Source organism: Pseudomonas sp. PDM19 (assembly GCF_014852215.1).
GTDB lineage: Bacteria > Pseudomonadota > Gammaproteobacteria > Pseudomonadales > Pseudomonadaceae > Pseudomonas.
Genome location: NZ_JACVBG010000003.1, coordinates 923,027 through 947,569 on the forward strand (window position 1 = coordinate 923,027; position 24,543 = coordinate 947,569).

Consider the following 24,543-nt stretch of genomic DNA (forward strand, 5'->3'; position numbering starts at 1 on the left):
CATGTGCAGTTGCAAATAAATGTTTCGGCGCCGGTTTCCCGGCCTTTTCGATTTCTTTACACAATTTCTGTGCGTGTTTTTCGCGGCTCATCCGTCTTGTTATGTGAAAGCGATCGATTCGCAACGGATGCGAGCGACGTTTCTTTCGAGTAGCGCCCCAGACAGGAGAATCCCCCCGCATGAACGTTTCCCTTCGCCAGCCCGTGCTGCTGGCCCTGGCGCTGAGCTGCGCGCCATTGGCCAACGCGGACTACCTGTGGCTGGAACGCAGTGCAGGCCAGAGCGCGAAAAGCTATTTCAGCGAATTGCAGCCCGGTGAGCACCTGCCGGTGGCCCAGTTGCAGAACTCCCGCATCGTGCTGGGCGATGGCAAGACCGCGCCAATGAAGGCCGGCATCGACTCCTTCGAGATTGCCAGCGCTCCGGCAGGCGACCTGCGGGTCGCCGCCCAGCGGGCCGAGGGTGGCACTTTGACCATCTATCAGGCGCGCGAGGGGCGGACCGAAACCCGGGCGCAGAATGATCTTGAACTGGTGCCCATCACGCCCGGCGGCAACACCTTCGCCCTGCACTGGAAAGGCACTGTGGTGCCGGCCTCGCAGGTCAACGTGTACACCTCCGAGCAGTGGACCCGCAGCCTGAAACCGGCGGCGGACGGCACGGTGACCCTGATCACGCCGTTCCCGGCGCGCTACGTGCTGGAGGTCTCCGCCCAGGTCAACGGCGGCGCCAGTATCGAGGGCAAGCGCTATGACAGCGTGATCCACGTTTCCACACTGTCTTTCGAGGTGCGCCCATGAGAGCTGCGATGAAAGTCAGTACCCCGGTGCAGCCGCGTCTGCCGCGCCCGGCCCGCCAACTGCTGGAGCACGCCGGCCTGCGTAGCAGCCTGCCACGGCTGAATATCCTCGATGCGCTGGTGATCTGCGGCAAGGCGACCGCGGTCGAGCTGCACGCCTATCTGGAGGAGCCGGGCCTGCCGATCTCCCTCAGCTGCGTCAGTCAGACCCTGCGCCGGCTGCACCTCTCCGGCCTGCTCGAGCGCGACACCAACAAGCGCTACAGCCTGGCACCCGGCGCGGTAGCGGCCATGGGCAAGTCGAACGAGTTGCACTGACCGCGGCGAAGCTCCCTGCAGGAGCGGGCCATGCCCGCGATCGCGCGCATGGCGCGCTCCTGCAAGGGGGGGGGCGGCATTTCCTTCCGGTTGCAGGTGTCCCGGCTGCGACCGAGCCACCTATCATCTGGGCCTATCCTTAGGCGATCCCGGTCTACAGTTGTAGGACAAGATCTGAAGACCAGAGAGGGAGTGCCACCATGAGCCAGTTGTTCGAGCCCCTGACCCTGCGCCAGCTGACCCTGTCCAACCGCATCGCCGTTTCTCCCATGTGCCAGTACTCCGCCCAGGACGGCCTGGCCAACGACTGGCACCTGGTGCACCTGGGCAGCCGCGCCGTGGGCGGCGCCGGTCTGGTAATAGTCGAGGCCACGGCGGTCGCCCCGGAAGGGCGGATCAGCGCCGAGGACCTGGGCATCTGGAATGACGAACAGGTCGAGCCGCTACGGCGCATCACCCGCTTCATCGAATCCCAGGGTGCGGTGGCCGGCGTGCAGCTGGCCCACGCCGGCCGCAAGGCGAGCACCTGGGCGCCGTGGCTGGGCAAGCACGGTTCGGTGCCGATCAGCGAAGGTGGCTGGACGCCGGTGGCGCCCTCGGCCATCGCCTTCGACCCGCAGCACACCGCGCCGATCGCCCTGAGCGAAGAGCAGATGGCGACCATCAAGCACCAGTTCGTGCGCGGCGCCGAGCGCGCGCTGGCGGCCGGCTTCAAGATCGCCGAGGTACATGCCGCCCACGGCTACCTGCTGCACCAGTTCCTGTCGCCGCTTTCCAACCAGCGCCGCGACCAGTACGGCACCTGCTTCGAGAACCGCATCCGCTTCCTTCTGGAAGTTACCGAAGCCGTGCGCGCGGTCTGGCCGCAGGAGTTGCCGCTGTTCGTCCGCCTGTCCGCCACCGACTGGGTGGAGGACGGCTGGAACCCCGACGAGACGGTGGAGCTGGCGCGCCGTCTGAAGAACCTGGGCGTGGACTTGATCGATGTGTCTTCCGGCGGTACCGCGGTGAACGCCGAAATTCCGGTGGGGCCGGGCTACCAGACGCAGTTTGCCGAGCGGGTGCGCAAGGAGGCGGGCGTCGCCAGCGGCACCGTGGGGATGATCACCGAGCCGGTGCAGGCCGAGCACATCCTGCGCACCGGGCAGGCCGACCTGATCCTGCTGGCCCGCGAACTGCTGCGTGACCCGTACTGGCCGCTGCACGCCGCCGATGAACTGGGCGGCCAGCAGGTGCCGTGGCCGGCGCAGTACCTGCGCGCCGCGCAACGCGGTACGCCCAAGCGCAAGGCCTACGGACAGGTTTGACGCCTGGTCGGAGCACGCGGGCGAGAACCGCGTGCTCCCCACCTTTGCCAGCAACCGATGAGTCAGCGGCAGCCCGTGCGGTGGCCGCTTACTGCGGGCCGTCTTCCTTCACCGAGAACAGCGCCGGACGAAGCGGGGTGGTGAACGGGCGATGCTCTTCGTCCCGTGCCGTCGTCACCGGCGTGCGGTCCACGCTGTGGATGTTCCAGCTGTCGCCTTCGCGCCTGAGCAGGTAGGCCAGCGGAACACCCTCCCTGAGCACGCGCTCCGGGCCCTTGCGGCCAAGCGCGTAGAGCGAGACCTCATAAGCGTCGATCTCTCCGGCCTTGCTGCGGCTGGCGGGGACCAGGCGCGCATAATTGAGCACCGGGGAGTTCGCCAGGCGCCCCAGTGCGCGCTCGCCCACGTCGGCGTCGGTGTAGAGCGGGTAATGGGAAGGTGCGGAGGGAGTGCCGACGTCGATCACCTGGAGAAATCCATAGCGCTGCCAGTCGCCGACACTGAACAGACCGGCGCCGGGGCTGGCCAGTACCTGGTAGTGCTTTTTCGGCAGGTCGATTGCCAGCAGGCGGGCGTTGCGCATGTCCAGCCGGGGGAAGTTGCCCCAGGGGGTGGCGACGGCATTGAAGCGTGTCCGGCCCGCGACCACCCAGGCGGATTCCCCGGCGGTCTGCAGGTAGACCGGTGCGTTCTTCACCTCGGTCCGGTACTCGGTCCCGGCCTTCGACGCCTGCTGGGTGAAGCTGGAACTCAGCACGCTGATGGAGACCTGTTCGCCGCTCCAGAGACTCTCGACGGCGGCGTTCAGGCTTTCATGGGTGTCGGCCTGGGCGAGCGGCAGCACGCCCAGAAGGGCAAGCACCAGGCCAAAGCGGCCTGATCGGTGAGTGAAGGGCATGGGGGCCTCGCGATCGGGGGGGAGGTTCAACGGCGCGCCGCCAGGACGAACACCGGGCCCCAGAGGGGATGGCTCGCTTCGGCGGTTCCCAGGTGGAAGGTCGGGTCGATCTGCAGGGCGCGGTCGAAGGCGAAGCGGCACTGGATCGGCCGCTCGGTCACGCAGTAACTGAACGCCAGGTACTTGAGCGCCTTCAGCTGTACCTGAGCATCGCCGGCCCACAGGGGCGGCGCGAGGAACTGTTCCTCGGCCAGGTAGTAGTGCCCCGCTTCATACAGCCGCAGGCCTTCGGCGAAGGTGCTCTCGGCGTTGGCCTGGGTGTCGTCTGCTGGCGGCGCAGGCGGTGCTTCGAGGTGGCTCCGGCAGCCTGATGCCAGCGCCAGAAAGGCGACCAGCAGCGAGGCCGACAGAGTGTGCAGAGTCTTCATGGGGCGGTCCGTATGCGGGAAAAGGGGGCTGCCGGCACTCACTGGAAGCTGTGCCGCAGCGTCACCGACTGTCCTGTGACTATCTGCACCTTCTGGCTGTAGCCGGGCAGGTCGGGGTTGCGCAGTTCGACGGTGTAGACGCCGGGTGGCAGTTGCAGCTTGAACAGCGGCGGGCTGATACCGCGCTTGCGGCCGTCGATCCAGATTTCGGCCCACGGCTGCACGGCGACGATCAGCGTACCGACCGTGGCCGGCGCCGGCGTGCTGCGCGGTCTGGTCGGGCTGGCCGGTCTGGTGCCGGTGATGACCACTGCGTCAGTGGGCAGCGGGCGTACTTTCTGCGCCGCGATGGCAGGCGTAGTGGGTTTTGGTTGCCTGTGTTCCGCAGGCTTTTGCGCCGAAACCTTTGCTGGGGACGGGGCTGTTGCAGGTGCAGGTGCTGGCTTTTCAACGCTCTGCGCATCGGGCGCGGCTGGCCTGATGGTATTGGCGTCGGATGGGAGCTGGTGGTCATGAGCCGCCGGGTCGGGCAGTTCGTCCACAACGGGCGCGGAGGACGGCGGCTGCTCCAGCTCGTCGTCCATGGGCTCCTGGGTAACGGTCACGGTGCTTTCCAGCGGGTTGTCCGCGGGCTGTGTTTGCACAGGCGGCGGGGGGCTAGCCTCGTGGTCTGTCGGGGCGGCGATCGGGTTGTCGAATGTTCCGGCTTTCCACAGCGCCACCAGCAGCACACAGATGGCAACGCCGACGATCAGCAGCCAGTTCACCAATGGTCCGGGTGTGGGCAGGGAGGAGTGGGGGGCTGGTAAAGCTTCGGGTGGTTCCTGCGGCGCGCTCTGAACGGATGGCTGGGCGGAAATCGGTGCAGGAACCGCGGGGCGTGGCGCCAGGGTGTAGGCGGTGCCCGGGCCGTCCCAGGAACTCAGGGCATCGATGGGAGTAGAACCGGCATGCTCGGTGCCCGGAGGCGTCCGGGTGTCATGGGGGCGGGAAGCGTTCGAGGTGGATTCCATCGGGCGGCATCTTCAAGGGGGTAGAGAAGAGGCCTGGCCTCGTGCTGGAAGCGAGTTGCCGTGCACGACGAGAAGCAGGCATTCAATGTTCGAAAAATGGCCGCGGATCATAGAAAGCCGATTTCCACGGCTCAAATGCCCTGGGTGGTTTCCGTCGCCGGGGTGGGGATTTGAGGATCAGGTCGCGCTTTGCGGCAGCTTCCGGAACGCCAGTTCGGGAGGCGTGACCGAAAGGTCAGGAAAAGAAATGAAATGTGATATCTGTCGCACAGTGGCGCTGTGATGCTACTCTCACCGCGCTCGCGCAAGGATTGCGCCACTACCCCTCAGAGCACCACTGGAGCACGCATGGACGCTTCTGCAACGCCTGCTGTCATCCCGCAATCGGAAATCGCCCTGCTGGCGAACATCCTCGCCCTCGCCACCCGCAACATGTCCAACCTCAGCACGCTGATCACCCAGTTGTCGGTGGAGCTCGGGCATAGCCCCGATCCGCACCTGCAGCGCGTGGGCCAGCGGGTGCTGGCGGATGTGGATGTGCTGGCGCAATCCCTGGACACCCAGTGGGAGCTGATCGGCGCGCTGGCGCGCTTCTGCCCGCTGCTGTCGCGCACGCCGCTGGTGAAGCCGTCGCTGGTGACGGAAATCCATATCACCGAGTTGCCCGAGCGGACGTGATCCGAACTCCCCTGCAGGGGCGCGCATGGCGCACTCCTGCAGGTTGATGCCCTATTCGCCGGCCTGCGCCAGCTCGAAGCTCATCATCAGCGCCCAGGGCGCATCGCTGTCGCCCACGCGGATGGGTTGCAGCAATTGCACGCGGCGGCCTTTCACCTGTTCCCAGCAGCGGCCCTGGGCGATGGCGTTGCGTGCTTCCTGCGGCAGCTCGCCGGCCTTGTCGCCCAGGCGTCTGGCGTCGGAATGGGTGACGTAGACGCAAGCGTTGGACAGCAGCGCGTACTGGCCATTGCCCATCGGGCTCAGCTTGCCGAGGCTTTCCTGCAGCTGGTGCAGGGTGTAGTCGGCGCCCAGGATGCCGAGGAAGCGGCCATTGGAATACATCGGTGACATGAACGAGGTCATCAGCACGGTGCTGCCGCCGACGCTGTACTCGTAGGGCTCCATGAACACGTCGCGGCCCTTGTCGCGGGGAATCTGGTACCAGTCGCCGCTGCCGTCGGCCTTGTCGTAGCCGACCAGGCATTCGCGCTGGGCCACGCCGCTGCCGCGGTGCCAGTAGGCCATGAGGCGCCCGCTGGCGTCGTGGCCGGGGGCATCGATGAACTCGCGGTCGCGGCCGTCGAAGGCGTTGGGTTCGCAACCGCAGGCGAAGGCCAGCAGCTCGGGGTTGCGGGTCAGGTACTCGTGCATCACCGCGTCGATCTGCTCGCGCTGCGGGCCGAGGTTGCGGCTCTTCATGCCGAGGATGAAGTGCTTGAGGCCGTAGAGCGCGGTGGCCATTACGGCGAAGCTCGCCTCCAGCCGCTGGGTCTCGCTGGCGAGCACCACGCGGGCGGTGTCCAGCAGGCTGGAGTGCTCGGCCTGCTCGACATCGGCCAGGGCTCGGGCGCTCTCGCTCTTGATCGAGGCGACGACGTTGCCGATATCGGCGGTGGCGTTGGCCGACTGGGTCGCCAGGCGGCGCACCTCATCGGCGACCACCGCGAAGCCGCGCCCGCTTTCCCCGGCGCGGGCGGCTTCGATGGCGGCATTGAGCGCCACCAGGTTGGTGTTCCTGGCGATCTGCTTGATGACTTCCGAGACCTTGCTGATCTCGGTCCAGCGCACGTTGAGGTCGGCGATCAGCTGCTTGACCTGGTCGATGGTGGAGCGGGTGCTGGAGCTGTCTTCGGCCTTGGCGGGCCGTGGTTCGAGTGTGATTGACATGGCTTGGGACACTGCAGTGGCGGAGGAGGGCAGAGGTAGGCGAGGGATCGTTTTCTTGTTGTGGCAGACGCACCCCCGAGAGGCGGATCTGTGGCAAGGCGCAGGTCGTAGGATGGTGTGGAGCGCAGCGATACCCATCGCTCCTTGCGTACACAGCATGGTTATCGCTGCGCTCCACCCATCCTACAAAGGCGCTACCGGATGCCGCTTACCAGCCGAGCTGCTTGTGCAGACCCAGGGCGTCGTAGTAGTCGCCCTGGTAGACGATCTTGCCGTCCTTGACCTTCACGTAGCTCACACCGTCGAACGACAGCGGCTTGTTGGTCGCCGGGGTCTGAGCATCCCAGGCGCCGGTGTTGGTGCCACTGAAGGTCCACTGGAAGGCGATGCCGTCCTTGTCGACGATCGGCTTGCCGTTCATCTTCCACGTAAGATCCGGAACGGCCCCCACGAACACCTTGATCACGTTGTCGCGCGCGGCATCGCGGCCCTTCTGCGGGGTGCCGACGGTGACGTCGAAGTACTCCGCATCCTTGGCCAGGTAGCCGGCGGCCTTCTCGGCATCGTGGGCGTTCCACGCGGCCATGTAGGCATCGACGATCTGTTTGGGCGACTCTGCTGCCTGTACGAGGCCGGCAAAGGTGAACAGCGACAGCAGGTAAAACGCTCTGACGAGGTGACGCATGCTTGCCTCCGTTGCGGGCGTGCCCGCGGGTTGTCGGCCGGACGGCCGTTAGGTGTGGCGCCACGCTGGGCGCGGCGCCGGGTCTGTCAGGACAGTTCGCCCACCGCGCGCCAGGCTTCGTCGATGGCCGCATGGGCATAGGCGTCCCAGGCGGCATCGGAGTTGGCGATGGTGACGTTGCCGACCTTGGTACGAGCCAGGTTCATCAGTTTTTCGCTCTCTTCCTCATCATCGAAGAGGCTGTTGGAGAAGTACGAATAGCCGTGCGACCAACGGTTGATGGTGATCCCCTGGATATCCTTCTGATGGTCGAAGCCGGCCGGGCCGAGCATGGCTTGCAGCTGGTCGCGGATCATCTCTTCCATCTTTTCGAAAGGCATGGCGTAGAGCTTGCCGCGGCCGACGCGGGCCTGGGTGCGTGCGTCCATGCCGGCGTTGGGGCTGGTGGGCACGTAGACCATGTGCAGGCCGATGGGCTGGTTCGGATCGCGCGGGTGGCTGTAGCCGCCGATGTCCACCGGGTAGTCCAGCTTCACGCGGCTGTATGGCTGGCTCGGCGCGTAGATCTCGTGCACGCCCAGCTTCATGAAGCTCTGCCAGTTGCGGATCACCACCTTGGTGTACACCAGCGGGAACTTCACGTTCTGCGCCAGGGCGTGGCTCTGCTCGGCGGAGAGGTCGCGCAGGATGTAGGGGATGATCATGTTGTAGCAGGCCAGCACGCAGTGCTTGGCGCGCACGCGATGCAGGGCGCCGGCGCGGCTGTAGCCGACGTCCACGCCGCCATCGCGGTTCTTCACGCTGACTGCGGTGCTGTTCAGGCGCAGGCGCACGGCGTTCTTCGGCTGGTCCAGCTTGGCGTAGTCGAAGGTGGCCAGGACGATGTCGTTCATGTCCTTACCCGGCGCCACGCCCGGAATCAGGCCACGCACCAGCAGGCGCGCCAGCGAGGCGTTGCCGTCGGGGAAGTGGTAGATGTACGGCTCTTCCATCTCGGCCTTGGCTTCCTCGCTTATGGGCGAGAGGTCCATGGCGGCGAAACCGGGGAAGCCCACGGAGTAGGCCGAGTCCGCGGAAACGGCGTCGATGCTCAGCGCCGAGAAGTCGTTGGTGCGGCTGAGGAAGTAGCGGGTGGCCGCTTCGCTCAGGCCCACGTCCTTGCGCAGGAAGTCCTGGTAGCTGGTCTTGGCCAGGTGCGCTTCCTTCTCCTCGCGGGTCTTGCCGGCGAGGTAGTCCTTCGGCGCTTCGTGCAGGTCGATCAGCGCCTGGCGGTCGGCCTCGGGCAGCGGGAAGTCGGAGATGAACGCGCGCCAGCTGCGGGCGTTGAGTTTTTCCGGGGCGATGTCGTCGGCCACCATCGGTGTCGGGTCGCCGGACACCAGCTTCGCTTCGCCGAAGCCGGCCTTGTCGAAGAACACGCCGCGCGACAGGCCCAGGTTCGGGTAGAAGTCGCGGTCGAAGGCGGTCTCGAAACGGTCCACGTCGACGTTGAGCTGCTTGAGCAGGTTGTTGACCGTGTCGCTGTACAGGTGCTTGGGCGACTGGAAGGCTTCGCTGCCGCCGTAGCCGAGGATCATCCGCCCGCCGGCCTGGAATTCGTTGCGCTTGGCATGGCCGCCGAAGTCATCGTGGTTCTCGATGATCAGCACGCGCGCCCTGGGGTTCTTCTGCCGGTAGAACCAGGCCGCGGACAGGCCGCTGATGCCGCCGCCGACCACCACCAGGTCGTACTGCTCCTCGATCTTCAGGCCATCGGTGTCGAATACCTTCTTCTCCCAGCCCATCTGGTGCGCGACCTCGAACGCGCCGGGATGGCTGCCGCGCATGCCGGTGAGGGCGGGCGGGTAGTAGCGGCCGGAGGGGGCGGCCTGGAGAAGTTGCAGCGGGGTGAGGCCCGCGCCGATGGTGAGGGCAACGCCGTTGAGGAAGTCGCGGCGGGTGATGGTCATGGGAAGTCCTTGCAAGGTGATGGCCCGGGGCACGGGCTGTCATGGTTATGCCCTTCCATCCGGAAGGGAGTGCGGCATGCTTGGCCGCGCGGCGGTCCCGGTCGAGCGGGGCGCCGTTTTGAGGCTTTGGATCTTTACGATGTCGCGAGGAGCCAACGACCGCGCGAGCTAGAGCAGGACGAGGCGGAAACGGGGGCGGGCCCAGGAGTTTACGAGCTGTAAATGACTGGGCCCGCCCCCGTTTCCAACGCTGTACTGCCGACGCGCAGCCGGTCGTTTTAGTGCTTGATCATTACGTGGCGGATGGCTGTGTAGTCCTCCAGGCCGTACATCGACATGTCCTTGCCGTAGCCCGACAGCTTCATGCCGCCGTGGGGCATCTCGGTGGTCAGCATGAAGTGCGTGTTGACCCAGGTGCAGCCGTACTGCAGGCGGGCGGACAGGCGATGGGCGCGACCGATGTCGCTGGTCCATACCGAGGAGGCCAGGCCGTAGTCGGAGTCGTTCGCCCAGGCCAGCGCCTGTGCTTCGTCCTCGAACTCGGTGACCGAAACCACCGGGCCGAAGATTTCGCGGCGGACCACTTCGTCGTCCTGGCGGGCGCCGGCAAGCACGGTGGGCTCGAAGAAGAAGCCCGGGCGGTCGGCACGCTTGCCACCGGTAACCACTTCGATGTGCGGCACCTGGCGGGCGCGCTCGACGAAGCCGACGACACGCTCCAGGTGCTGCTCGGTGATGACCGGGCCCAGCTCGGTGTTCGGGTCGTCCTGCTCGCCGTACTGGATGCTGGCCACCGCTTCGCCGAGCTTCTGCACGAACTTGGCGTAGATGCCTTTCTGCGCATAGATGCGGCAGGCGGCGGTGCAGTCCTGGCCGGCGTTGTAGAAGCCGAAGGTGCGGATGCCTTCCACGGCGGCGTCGATGTCGGCGTCGTCGAAGATCAGCACCGGGGCCTTGCCGCCCAGTTCCATGTGCATGCGCTTCACGGTGTCGGCGGTGCCGGCGATGATGCGGCTGCCGGTGGCGACCGAGCCGGTCAGGGACACCATGCGCACTTTCGGGTGGGTGGTCAGCGGCTCGCCGACGCTCGGGCCACGACCGAACACCAGGTTGACCACGCCGGCGGGGAAGATGCCGGCCATCAGTTCGGCCAGGCGCAGGGCGGTCAGCGGGGTCTGCTCGGAGGGCTTGAGCACCACGGTGTTGCCGGCGGCCAGGGCCGGGCCGAGTTTCCACGCGACCATCATCAGCGGGTAGTTCCACGGTGCGATGGAGGCGACCACGCCCACCGGGTCGCGGCGGATCATCGAGGTGTGGCCCGGCAGGTATTCGCCAGCGGCGGAGCCCTGCATCACGCGGCAGGCACCGGCGAAGAAGCGGAACACGTCGGCCACGGCCGGCAGTTCGTCGTTCAGCGCGGCGGAGTAGGGTTTGCCGCAGTTGTTGGATTCCAGGCGGGCCAGTTCCTCGGCGTTGGCGTCGATGGCGTCGGCCAGTGCCAGCAGGAGCAGGGAGCGGTCCTTCGGCGCGGTCTGCGACCAGCTGTCGAAGGCGGCGTCGGCGGCCAGCACGGCGGCGTCCACCTGGGCCGGGGTGGCCTCGGCGATTTCCACCAGGGTGGTGCCCAGGGACGGGTTCAGGACGGCGAGCTTCTCGCCTTCGCCAGCGACCAGTTGGCCGTTGATCAGCAGGTTGGTTTGCATGGTTGGGTCCTCTCGTTCAGGAGCGTGGTGCAAATTCGGTTGGGGTGTTTCTTTTTAGGGGCCTGCCGGCGAGGGGGCCGGCGGGCCTGAGGGGTTCTGTTGATATCGGTGCCGCGGGTTTCCCTCACCCCAGCCCTCTCCCAGAGGGAGAGGGAGCTATTCGTGCCGGCTGAAACCTTGGTTTCCTCCTGCACCGGACAGTCCCCTCTCCCTCGGGAGAGGGTTAGGGTGATGGGCGCACGGCACCCTAGTTACTTGCCGCTCCCCGCCACGCCCTCGCCACCCTTGGTCAGGTAGTAGGCGCCGAGGATCGGCAGCATGGTCACGATCATCACCAGCATCGCCACCACGTTGGTCACCGGCACGTCGCGCGGGCGGCCCAACTGGTTGAGCAGCCAGATCGGCAGGGTGCGTTCGTGGCCGGCGGTGAAGGTGGTGACGATGATTTCGTCGAAGGACAACGCGAACGCCAGCATGCCGCCGGCCAGCAGCGCCGAGCCGAGGTTGGGCAGGATCACGTAGCGGAAGGTCTGCCAGCCGTCGGCGCCCAGGTCCATCGAGGCTTCGATGAGGCTGTGCGAGGTGCGGCGGAAGCGCGCGATGACGTTGTTGTAGACGATCACCACGCAGAAGGTGGCGTGGCCGATGACGATGGTCAGGAAGCCCGGCTCGATGCCGAGGGTCTTGAACGCCGACAGCAGCGCGATGCCGGTGATGATGCCGGGCAGGGCGATCGGCAGGATCAGCATCAGCGAGATGCCTTCCTTGCCGAAGAAGTCGCGGCGGTACAGCGCGGCCGCGGCCAGGGTGCCCAGGAACATGGCGATCAGCGTGGCGACGCTGGCGATCTTCACCGACAGCTCGATGGCTTCGAGCACGTCCTGGCGCGCGAAGGCGACGCTGAACCAGTGCAGGGTGAAGCCCTTGGGCGGGAAGCTGAAGGCCGCGTCCTCGGTGTTGAAGGCGTACAGGAAGATGATCAGGATCGGGAAGTGCAGGAACACCAGCCCGCCCCAGGCGGCCGCTTTCAGGCCCCACGAAGCTTTCTCAGAGTGCATCGAAGGCCCCCAGACGTTTGACGATGGACAGGTAGACAGCGATCAGCACGATGGGCACCAGGGTGAACGCGGCGGCCATCGGCATGTTGCCGATCGCGCCCTGCTGGGCGTAGACCATGCTGCCGATGAAGTAGCCCGGCGGGCCCACCAGCTGCGGCACGATGAAGTCGCCCAGGGTCAGGCTGAAGGTGAAGATCGAGCCGGCGGCGATGCCGGGGATCGACAGCGGCAGGATCACCTGCAGGAAGGTCTGCCGCGGGTGTGCACCGAGGTCGGCCGAGGCTTGCAGCAGTGACGGCGGCAGGCGTTCCAGGGAGGCCTGGATCGGCAGGATCATGAACGGCAGCCAGATGTACACGAACACCAGGAAGCGTCCGAAGCTGGAGGTCGACAGGGTGTTGCCACCGATGCCCGGAATGCCCAGCAACAGGTTCAGCACGGGCTCAAGACCGAGGTGCTGGACGAACCACATGGCGACGCCGCCCTTGGCCAGCAGCAGGGTCCAGGCGTAGGCCTTGACGATGTAGCTGGCCCACATCGGCATCATCACGGCGATGTAGAAGAACGCCTTGGTCTTGCCGGTGGTGTAGCGCGCCATGTAGTAGGCGATGGGGAAGGCCACCGCGCCACTGGCGATGGACACCGCAACCGCCATCAGCACGGTGCGCTGGATGATGTCGAAGTTGGAGCCACTGAGCAGCGAGCCGAAGTTGGCCCAGGTCAGGTCCGGCGTCACCGTCATGGTGAAGTCGTCGAAGGTGTAGAAACCCTGCCACAGCAGCGTCAGCAGCGAGCCGAGGTAGATCGCGCCGAACCACAGCAGCGGCGGGATCAGCAGCAGCGAGAGGTACAGCGTCGGCTTGCGGTAGAGCAGGTTGCACAGGCGGCGCAGCGGGCCATTGCTGGCCTGCGGCACCGGAGCGTTCATCGTCAGTTCCATGTCACGCGCCCTCGTTCAGCACCACCATCGCCTCGCGCGCCCAGCGGGCGGTCACGCGCTGGCCCGGCTGGTGGGCGAGGTCGATGTCGGCCCACTGGCTGTTGGCCTGGCTGAGGCAGAGGTTCTGGCCGTTGTCGAGACGGATCTCGTAGCGGGTCGCCGCGCCCTGGTACTGGATGTCGTGCAGCAGGCCGCTGATCTCGATGTCCGAGGCGCTGCGCTCGCCATTGGCGAAACGGATGTGCTCGGGACGGATGGAGAAGGGCTGGGCGTTGCCGGTCAGGCCCTGGGCGATGTCGCCGCGCAGCACGTTGGAGGTACCGACGAATTCAGCCACGAACGGGGTGGCCGGTTTCATGTAGAGGTTGCGCGGGGTGTCGACCTGCTCGATGCGGCCCTTGTTGAACACCGCGACGCGGTCGGACATGGACAGCGCTTCGCTCTGGTCGTGGGTGACGAAGATGAAGGTGATGCCCAGCTGGCGCTGCAGCTTCTTCAGCTCGCTCTGCATCTGCTCGCGCAGCTTGAGGTCGAGGGCGCCGAGGGGTTCGTCGAGCAGCAGCACGCGCGGGCGATTCACCAGGGCGCGGGCCAGGGCCACGCGCTGGCGCTGGCCGCCGGAAAGCTGCACCGGCTTGCGCACGCCATAGCCGCCCAGGGCGACCATGCCGAGGGCTTCTTCGGCGCGCTTGAGGCGTTCGGCCTTGCCGACGCCTTTCACCTTCAGGCCGTAGGCAACGTTCTCCAGCACGCTCATGTGCGGGAACAGCGCGTAGTCCTGGAATACCGTGTTGACGTCACGCTGGTAGGGCGGCAGGCCCGCGGCCTCCTCGCCATGGATGCGGATGGAGCCTGCGCTGGGTTGCTCGAAGCCGGCGATCAGGCGCAGGCAGGTGGTCTTGCCCGAGCCCGACGGGCCGAGCATGGAGAAGAACTCGCCGTCCTTGATGTCGATGGACACCCGGTCAACGGCCTTGACGTCGCCGAACTGGCGGGAGACCTGGGTGAATTGAACAGCGGGGGTGGTCATGGTGCACGCTCCAAGGGGCAGGAATCCGGCGTAGGGGAGCCCTGCCCGTGAATCTGAGATACGGGTGAATCGGTACGGATGTGGTTCGGTGCTGGCTGCCGCGCAGGACTGGCCCCCCTCTCCCTTCAGGGAGAGGGGCTGGGGGAGAGGGCGAGCCACAGGCACGGAGCCCGGATTCCCTCTCCCCAACCCTCTGACTAGGCGTCCCCCCTGAAGGGAGAGGGAGCTGTCAGGCGCTCGGGAAAAATCCCTGCTTTAGCGGCCGCCCATGATCCCGATGTAGTCCTGGGTCCAGCGGCTGTACGGGACGAACTTGCCGCCCTCGGCCACCGGGGTCTTCCAGAACGCGATCTTGTCGAACTGGTTGTAACCGTTGGTGGCGCAGCCTTCGGTACCGAGCAGGGTGCTGGCCTTGCAGCCTTCGGGTACGGCCGGCACGGAGCCGAACCAGGCCGCCACGTCGCCCTGGACCTTGGGCTCCAGCGACCAGTTCAGCCACTTGTAGGCGCAGCTCGGGTGCTGGGCTTCGGCGTGCAGCATGGTGGTGTCGGCCCAGCCGGTGACGCCCTCTTTCGGGAACACCGTGGCGATCGGCTGACCTTCGGCCTTCAGGGCGTTGGCCTGGTACGGCCAGGCGCTGGAAGCGGCGACGCCTTCGTTCTTGAAGTCGCTCATCTGCACGGTGGTGTCGTGCCAGTAGCGGTGGATCAGGTCATGCTGCTTGCGCAGCAGTTCGACCACGGCGGCGTATTGCTTCTCGTCGAGCTGGTACGGATCGGTGATGCCCAGCTCCGGCTGGGTCGCCTTCAGGTACAGCGCGGCGTCGGCGACGTAGATCGGGCCGTCGTAGGCCTGCACGCGGCCCTTGTTCGACTTGCCGTCAGGCAGGTTCTGGGCGTCGAACACGACCTTCCAGCTGTCCGGCGCGGTGGGGAAGACCTTGGTGTTGTACATCAGCAGGTTCGGGCCCCACTGGTACGGCGCGCCGTAGGTCTTGCCATTGACCACGTACCAGGCGGCGTCCTTCAGGCGCGGGTCGATGTTCTTCCAGTTGGGGATCAACGACGGATCGATCGGCTGCACGCGCTTGCCGTAGATCAGGCGCAGGGAGGCGTCGCCGGATGCGGTGACCAGGTCATAGCCGCCCTTGGCCATCAGGCTGACCATCTCGTCGGAGGTGGCGGCGGTCTTCACGTTGACCTGGCAGCCGGTGTCCTTCTCGAACTGGGTGACCCAGTCGTAGTTCTTGTCGGACTGGCCGCGCTCGATGTAGCCGGGCCAGGCGATGATGTCCAGGCGGCCTTCGACTTTGCCGACTTCCTTCAGGGCCTCGGCGGCCTGGACGCCGGCGCTGGCCAGCAGGGCGGTGGTGATGGCACTGAGCAGTGCGGTCTTGCGCATCGGGTGTCTCCCTCTCGTTGTTGTCTCTATTGGTGGGGCAGTTCAATCGAGCAACAGCCCTCTGACGGCTTGGCGTCGGGGCGTTTCTTATGTGCCGGCGGGCGACCCCGCCGGGTGGTTCAATCCAGTCGCTGGCCGTGGCGCGCCATGATGTGGCGCACCACGCTGTAGTCCTGCAGCGAGTCGCTGGACAGGTCCTTGCCGTAGCCCGAGCGCTTGAGCCCGCCGTGGGGCATCTCGCTGGCGAGCATGAAATGGGTGTTGATCCAGGTGCAGCCGTACTGCAGGCGGTTGGCGACCTGGAAGGCCTTGTCGAGGTTCTGCGTCCATACCGAGGAGGCCAGGCCGTACTCGGAGTCGTTGGCCCAGTCCACCGCCTGTTCCAGCTGGTCGAAACGGGTCACGGTGACCACCGGGCCGAACACCTCGCGCTGGACGATCTCGTCCTGCTGCTTGCAGCCGGCCAGCAGGGTCGGCTGGTAGTAGAAGCCGGGGCCCGAATGCACGGCGGCGCCGGTGACGCGCTCGATGTGCGGCTGGCCGAGGGCGCGTTCGACGAAGCTGGCCACGCGGTCGCGCTGGCGGGCGCTGATCAGCGGGCTGATCTCGTTGTCGGCATCGCGCTTGCGGGCGAAGCGGATGCTGGCCACGGCGTCGCCCAGCTCGGCGACGAGGCGGTCATGGATACCGGCCTGCGCGTAGATGCGGCAGGCGGCGGTGCAGTCCTGCCCGGCGTTGTAGTAACCGTGGGTGCGCACGCCCTGGACCACGGCTTCGAGGTCGGCGTCGTTGCAGACGATCACCGGCGCCTTGCCGCCCAGTTCCAGGTGGGTGCGTTTGAGGGTGCGCGCGGCGGCTTGGAGAATCTTCTGCCCGGTGACGATATCGCCGGTCAGCGACACCATGCGCACCTTCGGGTGGCTGACCAGGTGGCTGCCGACGCCTTCGCCACCGCCGCAGACGATGTTGATCACGCCGGCGGGTAGGATTTCTGCCAGCGCCGGGGCCAGCGCCAGGATGCTCAGCGGGGTGTGCTCGGACGGCTTGAACACCAGGGTGTTGCCGGCGGCCAGCGCGGGAGCGATCTTCCACGCAGCCATCATCAGCGGGTAGTTCCAGGGCGCAATCGACGCGACCACACCTACCGGGTCGCGGCGAACCATGCTGGTGTGGCCGGGCACGTATTCGCCGGCGAGCTGGCCCTGCTGGCAGCGCACGGCGCCGGCGAAGAAACGGAACACGTCGGCGGTGGCCGGAATGTCGTCCTGGCGCGCCAGGTGCAGCGGCTTGCCGCAGTTCAGCGATTCCAGCTGGGCGAGGTCGTTCGCGCGCTTGTCGATGGCGTCGGCGATGGCGAGCAGGGCGGTGGCGCGCTGGGCAGGCGTGGTGCGAGCCCAGGCGGGGAAGGCGCGGTGCGCGGCAGCGATGGCCTGCTCGACCTGGTCCAGGGAGCCGTCGGCGATGCTGATAAGAGTGTCGCCCGTGGTCGGGTTGATGATCGGCTCGGCCATGCCTTCGCCGGCGACCAGTTGGCCGTCGATCAGCAAGGCGGTGTGCAGGGTTGCGCCGGTCATCTTGGAAACTCGTCTTTTATCTGTCTTGTTTTCGGTGGCCATGTGCGTGCTCCGGATGGGGCGATACCCGGAGCTGGCCCTTTGTATGAGGGCAGAGACTAGAGTCCGGGCGTGGGGTCGACAAATTCTAATTACTGAAAGCGGCGTTCGATTAAATCGAATGGCTGACTTTGCTGCACCGAACCCGTAGGGCGCATAACGCCCCAGGCGTTATCCGCCATCAGCGCCGCTCCGAGTCCTGGCGGCGGATAACCGCAAGCGGTTATGCGCCCTACGTTCAGATGGAAAGCTTCTTCGCGTTGGGCTGCTCGCGGGCCACGGTGAGGAACGGGTCCACCAGCGGCGGCCGCGCGGTGCCGCGGCGCCAGGCCAGGCCGACGTCCAGTGGCTCGGAGAGGTCCACCAGCGGCCGCGCTTCGATGATGTCGCCTTCCAGCGACCAGGGGCGATAGGTCATGTCCGGCTGGATCGACAGGCCCAGGCCCGCCGCCACCAGGCTTCGCACCGCCTCCACCGACGCCGTGCGCAGCGTCACCTGCGGTACCAGCCCGGCGCGGGACCAGATGCGCTGGGTGTGCAGGCCCATCTCGTCGGCGTTCAGCTGGATCAATGGCTCGCCCGCCACATCGGCCAGGCCGATGCTGTCGCGCTCCAGCAGCGGGTGCTGCGCCGGCAGCCACAGACGGTGCGGCGAGTGGGTCAGCACCTCGGTCTGCAGGGCGTGGCGGTCTTCCAGGTTGGAGAGGATCAGCACGCCAACATCGATCTCGCCGCTCACCAGCAGGTGCTCGATGTAGGGGCGCTCGTCCTCTACCACGCGGGTCTGCACGTTAGGGTAGGCGCGCTGGAAGCGGTTGATCAGGTCCGCCAGGTAGTAACCCGCTACCAGGCTGGTCACGCCGATGGTCAGGCTGCCGGCCACCTGGTCGGTGCTCTGCTGCAGGCTGCGCTTGGCGTTCTCCACCGTGGCCAGGATCAGGTGCGCCTGGCGCAGGAACTGGTGGCCCTGGTGGGTCAGGGTCATGCCCTTGGCGTGGCGGTCGAACAGGCGCACGCCGATCTCTTCTTCCAGCTGCTGGATGGCGAGGGTCAGGGTGGACTGGGAAATGAACACCGCCTGGGCGGCGGCGGAAATCGAGCCGGTCTCGGCGACGGCGATGAAATGGCGAATCTGGCGAAGCGTCATCATGGTGATTGGCCGCTGGTGCGCGGAGCCGCGATCTAGAGCCTTGTCTATCCGCTCTCGGCGCTTTTCATTGTTGATTATCGAAAATCTATAGGAGCATTCTTTTAAATCGAATGAAAGCGGCCCATTTGCCCTGCGGACCCGCCGGCATTGGCCCGCAATATCCGGAAGCACACTGTCGCTGCGTCCCGGCCGCGCGCTGGACTAGAGTCGGAATCCACTATTTTCGATAGACACAATTTCCGATAGAACAGTGGAGATCGCCATGAACACTCGCGGCCTGCTCGACCAACTCCTCAAATCCGGCCAGGACCTCCTGCAGAACAAGGGCGTGGCCCGGCAGGACGGCGCCCAACAGTCCTCTTCGTCCAGCAAGGGCGGCGGCCTGGACCTGGGCAGCCTGCTCTCCGGTGCCGGTGGAGGCGCCCTGGCGGCGGGCGCGCTGGGCCTGCTGATGGGCAGCAAGAAGGCGCGCAAGATCGGCGGCAACGTCGTCACCTATGGCGGCCTCGCGGCGCTCGGCGTGCTTGCCTACAAGGCCTACGGCAACTGGCAGCAGAAGCAGGCCAGTGCCCCGCGCGGCGAGCCGCAGACCGTCGACCGCCTGCCACCGGCGCAGGCCGAGCAGCACAGCCACGCCATCCTGCGGGCCATCGTCGCCGCCGCGAAGGCCGACGGGCATATCGATGATCGCGAACGCCAGCTGATCGACGGCGAAATCGCCAAGCTCACCGGCGACGTCGAACTGCAGGGCTGGCTGGACCGCGAACTGGCCAAACCTTTGGACCCGGCCGAAGTCGCCCGCGCCGCCACCAGCGAGGAAATGGCCGCCGAGATGTACCTGGCCAGCCTGCTGATGGTCGACGAGACCAGCTACATGGAACGCGCCTACCTTGACGAGCTGGCCCGCCAGCTGAGCCTCGACGCCGGCCTCAAGGTCGAGCTGGAAGCCCAGGCGCAGAAGGCGCTGGACGCCGTGCCCGCGTGACCTTCCTCGCAATCGCCGGCTGAAGTCGGCGCCGGGCGGCAATCGCCTGGCTGGCAATCTCTCGCGGCGGCAGGCTTCGCCCCGGGTGTCCCGCCCTGACACCCGGCCGGCGAACGGCGCTGGCGCATCGGTGTGGCGGGACTATCGTTGCCCAACGCATAGCGAGAGATGTCATCTCATGAATGCTGGTTCTCTTTTCGATCAACTGCTCAAGGCAGGTCAGAGCTCATTGCTGCAACAGGTTGGCGACGCCGCCCGGCGCGCCACGCAAGCCGGCGAGGGTCACTCCATGAACACTGCAGATCTACTGGAACAATTGCTGCGCGGCAGCCAAGGCGCATCGGGACAACAGGGAGGCGGCGCGGGAGGCCTTGGTGGCCTCGGCGGGTTGCTGGGTGGGTTGCTGGGCGGCTCCTCCGGTGGTGCCGGTGGCGGGCTCGGAGGCCTCGGCGACGTACTCGGTGGCATGCTCGGGGGCGGCATGAACAGCGGCGGCGCGCCGCAAGGCCGCACGGGCAGCAGCGGCGGCATCAACTACGCCATGCTCGCCTCCCTCGGCATGATGGCCTTCCAGGCTTATCAGAATTACCAGCGCCAGCACCCGGCTGCAGCACCGCAGCAGCAGTCGCTGATGACCGTGGACCAGCTCTCCGGCCCGGAGGCCGAGGCCCACAGCCATGCGATCCTGCGCGCCATGATCGCTGCTGCCAAGGCTGACGGTCGCATCGATGAAAAGGAAAAGGCCGCCATCCAGGCCGAAATCGCCCGCCACACCGATGAGCCGGAGCTGCAGGACTGGCTCGATGCCGAGGTGCGCAAGCCGCTGGACGCCGCCGAAGTCGCCGAATCCGCCCAGGGCGACCCGGCCGTGGCTGCGGAGATGTACCTGGTCAGCGTGATGCTGGTGGACGACCAGCAGGGCACCGAGCGCACGTACCTGGACGAACTCGCCTACAACCTCAACCTGGCCCCGGAACTCCAGGCGCACCTGGAGCAGCAGGCCAAGGCCGGCGGTGAAGTAGCTTGATACAACTCAGCGCACGGATGTAGGAGCGTTCGTACAATTTGACGGTCAGAGCGCTCGGACGAACGCACCCACAAGGTGCGTTCGTTCTTCAATTCTGCAAGGAGGCTTCATGCCGTTCGTACGTTTCACCCTCCCCACCGCGCTGCTGCTCAGCGCCACCGCCACCTTCGCCACCGCCGCCAAGCTGGAAGACGTCGCGCCTTATCCCAAGGCCGAGGACGGCTTCGTGCGCCAGGTCATCCACCTGCCCAAGCAGGCGCAGGAAGAGAACTTCAAGGTCGAGATCCTCGCCGGCAAGACGCTGACCGTCGACTGCAACCGCCAGCGCCTGGGCGGCACCCTGGAAGAAAAGACCCTGGAAGGCTGGGGCTACTCCTACTACCGCCTGGACAAGGTCAGCGGCCCGGCCAGCACCCTGATGGCCTGCCCGGATGGCAAGAGCCGCCAGGACTTCGTCCCGGTGGTCGGCGATGGCTTCGTGCTGCGCTACAACAGCAAGCTGCCCATCGTGATCTACGCGCCGAAAGACGTTGAAGTCCGCTACCGACTGTGGTCGGCCTCCGAGAAGGTCGAGAAGGCTCGCGCGGAGTAGGGTGCATGCATCCGGGTTTGATTTTTGGTGGCTCTGGGGCTGCCGAAACGACCGATGTTGCCGACCAGAACTGGCCCCGTGTCAACGTGCATGGGGCCTGTTCTATCCAGTCTCAATTGCCGCCTTTCTGCTTCCCCAAAGCTCCGCTCCAACGTTTTTGACAGGACTGAAGGAACCCATTGCGCTGTTCTCGGCTTTCGCCGTGCTTTGATATCTCGTAGGTCATTAGTTGCGGAATCAATTCGAGACCTGCTTCGACGTCTTGCCGGGGGATGGCAGGTGGCCACGTCCAGCGCAATAGAGGTTCGACGGTTTGAATTTGCCTGAGCGATAATTCTGGAAAGAACTCTGCCATGACGCGTTGACGTACGACTGGAAACGCAGCAGCCATACGGCTATTGCCTTTTGTCTGCTGAGTGGAATGTACGCGATAACGAAGCAGAACTTGTGGCAAGTTGGCAAATTTTGCCCCGCAGAGCATCGCTTGAACGAAGTATCCGTAGTCGGCAGTACCTTGTAGGTTTGGGTCGAAATACAATTGATTGGATTCGGTGAAAGAGCGACGAATCATTACGGTTGGATTGATAATGTTGTGCGTGCCGGGAAGAAAGTTTGATTTTATCTGATCATCGCTCAGAGGGGCTTTGATCAGATGTTCTTCCTCAGTGCCCAAGCTCTTTAGTGAGCCGCTAATCATTGAGATCTCCGGGTTCTTATCGAGGAACGCAACCTGCAGCGCCAATCGATGTGGCTCGGAGATGTCATCTTGGTCGGCGTGCGCGATATAATCGCCTTGCGCAAGTCGGTGACCTATGTTGGTGGTGCTGGCAGTTCCGAGGTTCGTCGGGTTTTCAAAGTGCCTGATTCGACTGTCGCGGGCTTGGTATTTTTTTGAAATGCCGCAGCTATTATCTTTTGATCCATCATCTATCAGTATAATTTCAAAATCTCGGAAACTTTGTGCTAGTAGTGAGTCCAGGCAGAGGGGTAAATGTTCTGAGCCATTGTATATGGGAAGTACAATACTGACTTTTGGCATTGCGGTGAGCTCTAAGGGATTAAGGCGGCAGGGCGGCGATCAATTGATCGCTGCCCTGAATTATCAGGTCCAAGCAGCTGAAATAACAGGTGATAGTGCTTGCTGATAATTAGACGGGAGGGTAGTTTGACCTATAGTTGGCGGAGAGAAAGCGGCCATGGCATTGATCAGTTTGTCCACGTTGTTGGCCAGTAGTGTCTTCCCATCATTGGTTTTGAACTGCTCTATAGTGCGGCCATTAACGGGTGTCAGGAAGTCACTGATGATCACTTCGTCGGTGGTTCCTATGATTTTTATCGATAGGCCATAGGCTGAGTTAGTATCTTTGGAAAGCCAGAGTTGATCTGCGGAAATGCTGCTGCCAAATTGCAACGTATCTGTCTGTGTGAGGGTGTCTGCGTTCCATGCTTCTATGATCGTGTCGCGGTCGAAACCTCTGCCGAAGAGGTAAATGTCGTTTCCGTGCTCGCTTTTAAGTATGTCGTTTCCGGCTCCGCCGGAAAGTATGTTGTTTATGCCATTTCCAATCAATGTGTTGTTTAAGTTGTTCCCGGTGATGCTTGTGGCGTATCCGAATAATTCGCCGGTTTCAACATTCTGGTATTTGCTCATGTCGAGATCGACAAAAGATGTAATCCAGTCCACTCCCTCGTTTTCGTATTCTATTACTTTGTCGTTCAGGTTTGTTATGTAGTATCTGTCGTCGCCTGTGCCGCCATAGAGAGTGTTTGAGTCTGAGTAGGTTTTATCTCCCTTGTTTCCTATTAAAAGATCATTTCCTGCTCCACCATATATGATGTCGTTGCCGTCGTATCCAGTCAGCTGATCATTTCCATCTTCACCATGTATTATGTTGTCTAGTTCGTTTCCGAAAATTCTATTGTTTAAGCTGTTGCCTTTTCCTTGAGTGGCGTTGCCAGTTAGATATAAGTACTCGACATTGTCGGATAGCGTGAAGTTGACTGAAGAGTATACGGTGTCGTATTCGGTGTAGTTGGTGCTGGCGATGTCTTCACTGACGGTGTCATTGATGTTGTCAACATAATAGGTATCCTTCCCTCGCCCGCCATACATTGCGTCGGCTCCGGTCCCGCCGATTAGTATGTCGTCGCCGTCGTCACCGTATAGGGAGTTGTTGAGGTTGTTTCCTGTTATTATGTTGTTCAATTTATTTCCGGTTCCAATGATTGCGCTCCCTGTTAGTGTAAGGTTTTCGATATTATTGTTTAGAGTGAAATTCACGCTGGCGTTGACAGTGTCGTTACCTTCGGCTGCGCTCTCATTAACAGTGTCCCCCACATTGTCGATAATGTAAGTGTCATCACCCAATCCACCGTAAAGACTGTCGCTCCCTGTACCGCCATCCAGAGTGTCATTTCCGGCGCCACCGATCAGTGTGTTGGCGTAAGTATTGCCAATCAGAATGTTGTCCAGCGAATTACCGGTTCCATTTATGGCGCCACCGGTAAGTGTCAGGTTCTCAATGTTGCCTGCAAGAGTGTGATTGATGCTGGCATAGACTGTATCGGTACCTTCGTTGGCATTTTCGATTACCACGTCACCCGTGTTATCGACGTAGTAGGTGTCATCACCACCCTTGCCTTGCAGGGTATCGGCGCCGGCTCCGCCGTTGAGTACGTTGGCCACGGCGTTGCCGATCAGCGTGTCGTTGTATGCCGAGCCTGTGGCGTTCTCGATGGTGCTGCTATAGGCAATCGTCAGGCAGTCTCGCACATAGGTTTGCCCATTCCAGAAAGTGTTACCAATCTGCGACCAATTTCCTGAGTTCAGATCGAGAAGGACATTCTGAGTCTGGTTGCTGGCATCGATAGTGTCGATGCCGCCGCTGTCGTAAATGGTCTCGAAGACCGAGGTGTTGGCTGCCCAGCTATAGGTGTTGTTCCCCGACTGATAGCCAGTGTTGATCCCATACAAGTATTGAATGGCGGCAATGTCATTGAGCATGAGTGAGGAGGGGAAGAAGCTGTTTGTGTAGCCAAAGCTGAGGCTTGATCCATCAAAGCTGTGATAGCTCATGACACTGTATTTGAGCTGGTCCTGGCCAGGTGCGGTCGGAATGGACCCTTCGTGTGGATGCATCAAACCCATGGCATGGCCGAGTTCATGCAGGAAGGTTTGATAGCCGTAAGTGCCTAACGCCGGGTTCTGATAAAAGTCGTCGTACTTTGTACCAAACCAGATATCTCCTGCCGGACCGGAGTTGCTGGGGAAACGCGCATAAGCAGTACCCACGCTGGCGTCGGAGCTGCGCCCCCAACGTATGTCACCTGCACTGGTTGAGGTATCCGCTACTTCGGTGAAGCTGAGGTTGGATATATTGGAGTACACCTGCATTGCCTGGCGAGCCGCAGTCATTTGCGTAGCGGTCATGCTCAGCTGGGAGCCAGGTGTGGCCCATGAAGTGTACGTCGAGTTGGCAGATGAGAAACTGAAAGTGAGGTTGACGCCCTGGTTGAGGGCCGTTCCCCATTTCATTCCGGCAGACCCTCTGAATAGCAGGTTGTCGATTCCGGCGACGTTGCTGCGTTGACTCAAATCGAACTGCAGCACGTTCGCGCGACTGCCACTGATTCCGTTTCCGCCACCGTTGTAGATCAAGGAGTATGCCGGAAGCTGGTCTTCGGCCGGTTCATTACTATTGCTCTGGTACTCTTGATTGCTATTGCTCATGTTGATTGTCCTTGAGTTGCATCGATAAGC

General features: G+C 63.9%; 22 protein-coding genes and 1 pseudogene. 7 read left to right on the plus strand and 16 right to left on the minus strand.

Going from position 1 to position 24,543, the window contains the following annotated elements; genetic code table 11:
• Positions 1–179: 179 nt before the first annotated feature.
• The 3 genes from IB273_RS20225 (at position 180) to IB273_RS20235 (ending at position 2,424) form a co-directional block, all read left to right on the plus strand.
• Positions 180–800 carry a hypothetical protein gene (locus IB273_RS20225; protein WP_192224867.1) on the plus strand — a complete coding sequence of 207 codons (621 nt, stop codon included), beginning with the start codon at positions 180–182 and terminating at the stop codon, positions 798–800.
• An 8-nt stretch (positions 801–808) separates the two neighbouring features.
• On the plus strand, positions 809–1,117 hold the full coding sequence (locus IB273_RS20230; protein ID WP_081517774.1) for a transcriptional repressor: 309 nt from the start codon (positions 809–811) through the stop codon (positions 1,115–1,117).
• A gap of 200 nt (positions 1,118–1,317) precedes the next feature.
• Positions 1,318–2,424: an NADH:flavin oxidoreductase/NADH oxidase gene (locus IB273_RS20235; RefSeq protein ID WP_081517775.1), complete on the plus strand. Its 1,107-nt coding sequence runs from the start codon at positions 1,318–1,320 to the stop codon at positions 2,422–2,424.
• An 88-nt stretch (positions 2,425–2,512) separates the two neighbouring features.
• On the opposite strand, the gene IB273_RS20240 is transcribed toward IB273_RS20235, so the two are convergent.
• Genes IB273_RS20240 through IB273_RS20250 form a run of 3 tightly spaced genes read right to left on the minus strand, consistent with a single transcriptional unit; the run spans position 2,513 to position 4,517 of the window.
• Complete coding sequence (locus IB273_RS20240; RefSeq protein WP_192224868.1) at positions 2,513–3,322, minus strand: hypothetical protein; 810 nt, start codon at positions 3,320–3,322, stop codon at positions 2,513–2,515.
• 26 nt (positions 3,323–3,348) lie between these two features.
• On the minus strand, positions 3,349–3,750 hold the full coding sequence (locus IB273_RS20245) for a TssQ family T6SS-associated lipoprotein (protein ID WP_081517777.1): 402 nt from the start codon (positions 3,748–3,750) through the stop codon (positions 3,349–3,351).
• A 38-nt stretch (positions 3,751–3,788) separates the two neighbouring features.
• Positions 3,789–4,517 (minus strand): hypothetical protein, encoded by a 729-nt coding sequence (locus IB273_RS20250; protein ID WP_192224869.1) that lies wholly within the window; start codon positions 4,515–4,517, stop codon positions 3,789–3,791.
• Positions 4,518–5,111: 594 nt separating this feature from the next.
• On the opposite strand from IB273_RS20250, the gene IB273_RS20255 reads away from it, so the two are divergent.
• Positions 5,112–5,441, plus strand: a complete 330-nt coding sequence (locus tag IB273_RS20255; RefSeq protein WP_081517779.1) for a hypothetical protein — start codon at positions 5,112–5,114, stop codon at positions 5,439–5,441.
• Positions 5,442–5,492: 51 nt separating this feature from the next.
• Here IB273_RS20255 and IB273_RS31965 read toward each other — a convergent pair whose 3' ends face one another.
• From IB273_RS31965 to IB273_RS20305, 11 genes and pseudogenes are all read right to left on the minus strand, one after another.
• Positions 5,493–6,224: a cache domain-containing protein gene (locus tag IB273_RS31965; RefSeq protein ID WP_412548090.1), complete on the minus strand. Its 732-nt coding sequence runs from the start codon at positions 6,222–6,224 to the stop codon at positions 5,493–5,495.
• 132 nt (positions 6,225–6,356) lie between these two features.
• Positions 6,357–6,809: pseudogene (locus IB273_RS31970) on the minus strand (methyl-accepting chemotaxis protein); the annotation flags it as partial.
• Positions 6,810–6,858: 49 nt separating this feature from the next.
• Complete coding sequence (locus IB273_RS20265; RefSeq protein ID WP_024766936.1) at positions 6,859–7,335, minus strand: ester cyclase; 477 nt, start codon at positions 7,333–7,335, stop codon at positions 6,859–6,861.
• A gap of 86 nt (positions 7,336–7,421) precedes the next feature.
• Entirely contained in the window at positions 7,422–9,284 is a 1,863-nt protein-coding gene (locus tag IB273_RS20270; RefSeq protein ID WP_192224870.1) for an FAD-dependent oxidoreductase, read from the minus strand.
• 278 nt (positions 9,285–9,562) lie between these two features.
• Positions 9,563–10,987 (minus strand): gamma-aminobutyraldehyde dehydrogenase, encoded by a 1,425-nt coding sequence (locus IB273_RS20275; RefSeq protein ID WP_192210088.1) that lies wholly within the window; start codon positions 10,985–10,987, stop codon positions 9,563–9,565.
• A gap of 251 nt (positions 10,988–11,238) precedes the next feature.
• Positions 11,239–12,045, minus strand: a complete 807-nt coding sequence (locus IB273_RS20280) for an ABC transporter permease (RefSeq protein ID WP_192224871.1) — start codon at positions 12,043–12,045, stop codon at positions 11,239–11,241.
• Entirely contained in the window at positions 12,035–12,985 is a 951-nt protein-coding gene (locus IB273_RS20285; RefSeq protein WP_192210090.1) for an ABC transporter permease, read from the minus strand. The genes IB273_RS20280 and IB273_RS20285 overlap by 11 nt, the downstream gene beginning before the upstream one ends.
• Position 12,986: 1 nt before the next feature.
• Complete coding sequence (locus IB273_RS20290; RefSeq protein ID WP_192224872.1) at positions 12,987–14,015, minus strand: ABC transporter ATP-binding protein; 1,029 nt, start codon at positions 14,013–14,015, stop codon at positions 12,987–12,989.
• A 255-nt stretch (positions 14,016–14,270) separates the two neighbouring features.
• A complete protein-coding gene (ydcS, locus tag IB273_RS20295) occupies positions 14,271–15,416 on the minus strand; it encodes a putative ABC transporter substrate-binding protein YdcS (protein WP_192224873.1) in 1,146 nt (381 codons plus the stop codon).
• Between the two features lie 119 nt (positions 15,417–15,535).
• The gene (locus IB273_RS20300; RefSeq protein WP_412548086.1) at positions 15,536–16,990 is read right to left on the minus strand and encodes a gamma-aminobutyraldehyde dehydrogenase; all 1,455 of its coding nucleotides are present in this window, start codon (positions 16,988–16,990) and stop codon (positions 15,536–15,538) included.
• A gap of 277 nt (positions 16,991–17,267) precedes the next feature.
• Positions 17,268–18,179 carry a LysR family transcriptional regulator gene (locus IB273_RS20305; RefSeq protein WP_081517787.1) on the minus strand — a complete coding sequence of 304 codons (912 nt, stop codon included), beginning with the start codon at positions 18,177–18,179 and terminating at the stop codon, positions 17,268–17,270.
• Positions 18,180–18,441: 262 nt separating this feature from the next.
• Here IB273_RS20305 and IB273_RS20310 point away from each other — a divergent pair, with 262 nt between their 5' ends.
• The 3 genes from IB273_RS20310 (at position 18,442) to eco (ending at position 20,783) form a co-directional block, all read left to right on the plus strand.
• The gene (locus IB273_RS20310) at positions 18,442–19,164 is read left to right on the plus strand and encodes a tellurite resistance TerB family protein (protein ID WP_151186218.1); all 723 of its coding nucleotides are present in this window, start codon (positions 18,442–18,444) and stop codon (positions 19,162–19,164) included.
• Between the two features lie 289 nt (positions 19,165–19,453).
• The gene (locus IB273_RS20315) at positions 19,454–20,191 is read left to right on the plus strand and encodes a tellurite resistance TerB family protein (protein WP_081518177.1); all 738 of its coding nucleotides are present in this window, start codon (positions 19,454–19,456) and stop codon (positions 20,189–20,191) included.
• A gap of 109 nt (positions 20,192–20,300) precedes the next feature.
• Positions 20,301–20,783 carry a serine protease inhibitor ecotin gene (gene eco, locus IB273_RS20320; protein ID WP_192224875.1) on the plus strand — a complete coding sequence of 161 codons (483 nt, stop codon included), beginning with the start codon at positions 20,301–20,303 and terminating at the stop codon, positions 20,781–20,783.
• Between the two features lie 112 nt (positions 20,784–20,895).
• On the opposite strand, the gene IB273_RS20325 is transcribed toward eco, so the two are convergent.
• Positions 20,896–21,822: a glycosyltransferase family 2 protein gene (locus IB273_RS20325; RefSeq protein WP_192224876.1), complete on the minus strand. Its 927-nt coding sequence runs from the start codon at positions 21,820–21,822 to the stop codon at positions 20,896–20,898.
• A gap of 63 nt (positions 21,823–21,885) precedes the next feature.
• Entirely contained in the window at positions 21,886–24,513 is a 2,628-nt protein-coding gene (locus IB273_RS20330; protein ID WP_192224877.1) for a matrixin family metalloprotease, read from the minus strand.
• Positions 24,514–24,543: the final 30 nt, after the last annotated feature.

Excerpts from the sequence above, each read along its gene's own strand:
- ydcS (WP_192224873.1), bottom strand. The coding sequence starts at position 15,416 with ATGCGCAAGACCGCACTGCTCAGTGCCATCACCACCGCCCTGCTGGCC.
- IB273_RS20285 (WP_192210090.1), bottom strand. The coding sequence starts at position 12,985 with ATGGAACTGACGATGAACGCTCCGGTGCCGCAGGCCAGCAATGGCCCG.
- IB273_RS20310 (WP_151186218.1), top strand. The coding sequence starts at position 18,442 with ATGAACACTCGCGGCCTGCTCGACCAACTCCTCAAATCCGGCCAGGAC.
- eco (WP_192224875.1), top strand. The coding sequence starts at position 20,301 with ATGCCGTTCGTACGTTTCACCCTCCCCACCGCGCTGCTGCTCAGCGCC.
- IB273_RS20235 (WP_081517775.1), top strand. The coding sequence starts at position 1,318 with ATGAGCCAGTTGTTCGAGCCCCTGACCCTGCGCCAGCTGACCCTGTCC.
- IB273_RS20300 (WP_412548086.1), bottom strand. The coding sequence starts at position 16,990 with ATGACCGGCGCAACCCTGCACACCGCCTTGCTGATCGACGGCCAACTG.
- IB273_RS31965 (WP_412548090.1), bottom strand. The coding sequence starts at position 6,224 with ATGGCCACCGCGCTCTACGGCCTCAAGCACTTCATCCTCGGCATGAAG.
- IB273_RS20290 (WP_192224872.1), bottom strand. The coding sequence starts at position 14,015 with ATGACCACCCCCGCTGTTCAATTCACCCAGGTCTCCCGCCAGTTCGGC.
- IB273_RS20270 (WP_192224870.1), bottom strand. The coding sequence starts at position 9,284 with ATGACCATCACCCGCCGCGACTTCCTCAACGGCGTTGCCCTCACCATC.
- IB273_RS20245 (WP_081517777.1), bottom strand. The coding sequence starts at position 3,750 with ATGAAGACTCTGCACACTCTGTCGGCCTCGCTGCTGGTCGCCTTTCTG.
- IB273_RS20325 (WP_192224876.1), bottom strand. The coding sequence starts at position 21,822 with ATGCCAAAAGTCAGTATTGTACTTCCCATATACAATGGCTCAGAACAT.
- IB273_RS20275 (WP_192210088.1), bottom strand. The coding sequence starts at position 10,987 with ATGCAAACCAACCTGCTGATCAACGGCCAACTGGTCGCTGGCGAAGGC.
- IB273_RS20315 (WP_081518177.1), top strand. The coding sequence starts at position 19,454 with ATGAACACTGCAGATCTACTGGAACAATTGCTGCGCGGCAGCCAAGGC.
- IB273_RS20255 (WP_081517779.1), top strand. The coding sequence starts at position 5,112 with ATGGACGCTTCTGCAACGCCTGCTGTCATCCCGCAATCGGAAATCGCC.
- IB273_RS20280 (WP_192224871.1), bottom strand. The coding sequence starts at position 12,045 with ATGCACTCTGAGAAAGCTTCGTGGGGCCTGAAAGCGGCCGCCTGGGGC.
- IB273_RS20265 (WP_024766936.1), bottom strand. The coding sequence starts at position 7,335 with ATGCGTCACCTCGTCAGAGCGTTTTACCTGCTGTCGCTGTTCACCTTT.
- IB273_RS20305 (WP_081517787.1), bottom strand. The coding sequence starts at position 18,179 with ATGATGACGCTTCGCCAGATTCGCCATTTCATCGCCGTCGCCGAGACC.
- IB273_RS20225 (WP_192224867.1), top strand. The coding sequence starts at position 180 with ATGAACGTTTCCCTTCGCCAGCCCGTGCTGCTGGCCCTGGCGCTGAGC.
- IB273_RS20230 (WP_081517774.1), top strand. The coding sequence starts at position 809 with ATGAAAGTCAGTACCCCGGTGCAGCCGCGTCTGCCGCGCCCGGCCCGC.
- IB273_RS20330 (WP_192224877.1), bottom strand. The coding sequence starts at position 24,513 with ATGAGCAATAGCAATCAAGAGTACCAGAGCAATAGTAATGAACCGGCC.
- IB273_RS20240 (WP_192224868.1), bottom strand. The coding sequence starts at position 3,322 with ATGCCCTTCACTCACCGATCAGGCCGCTTTGGCCTGGTGCTTGCCCTT.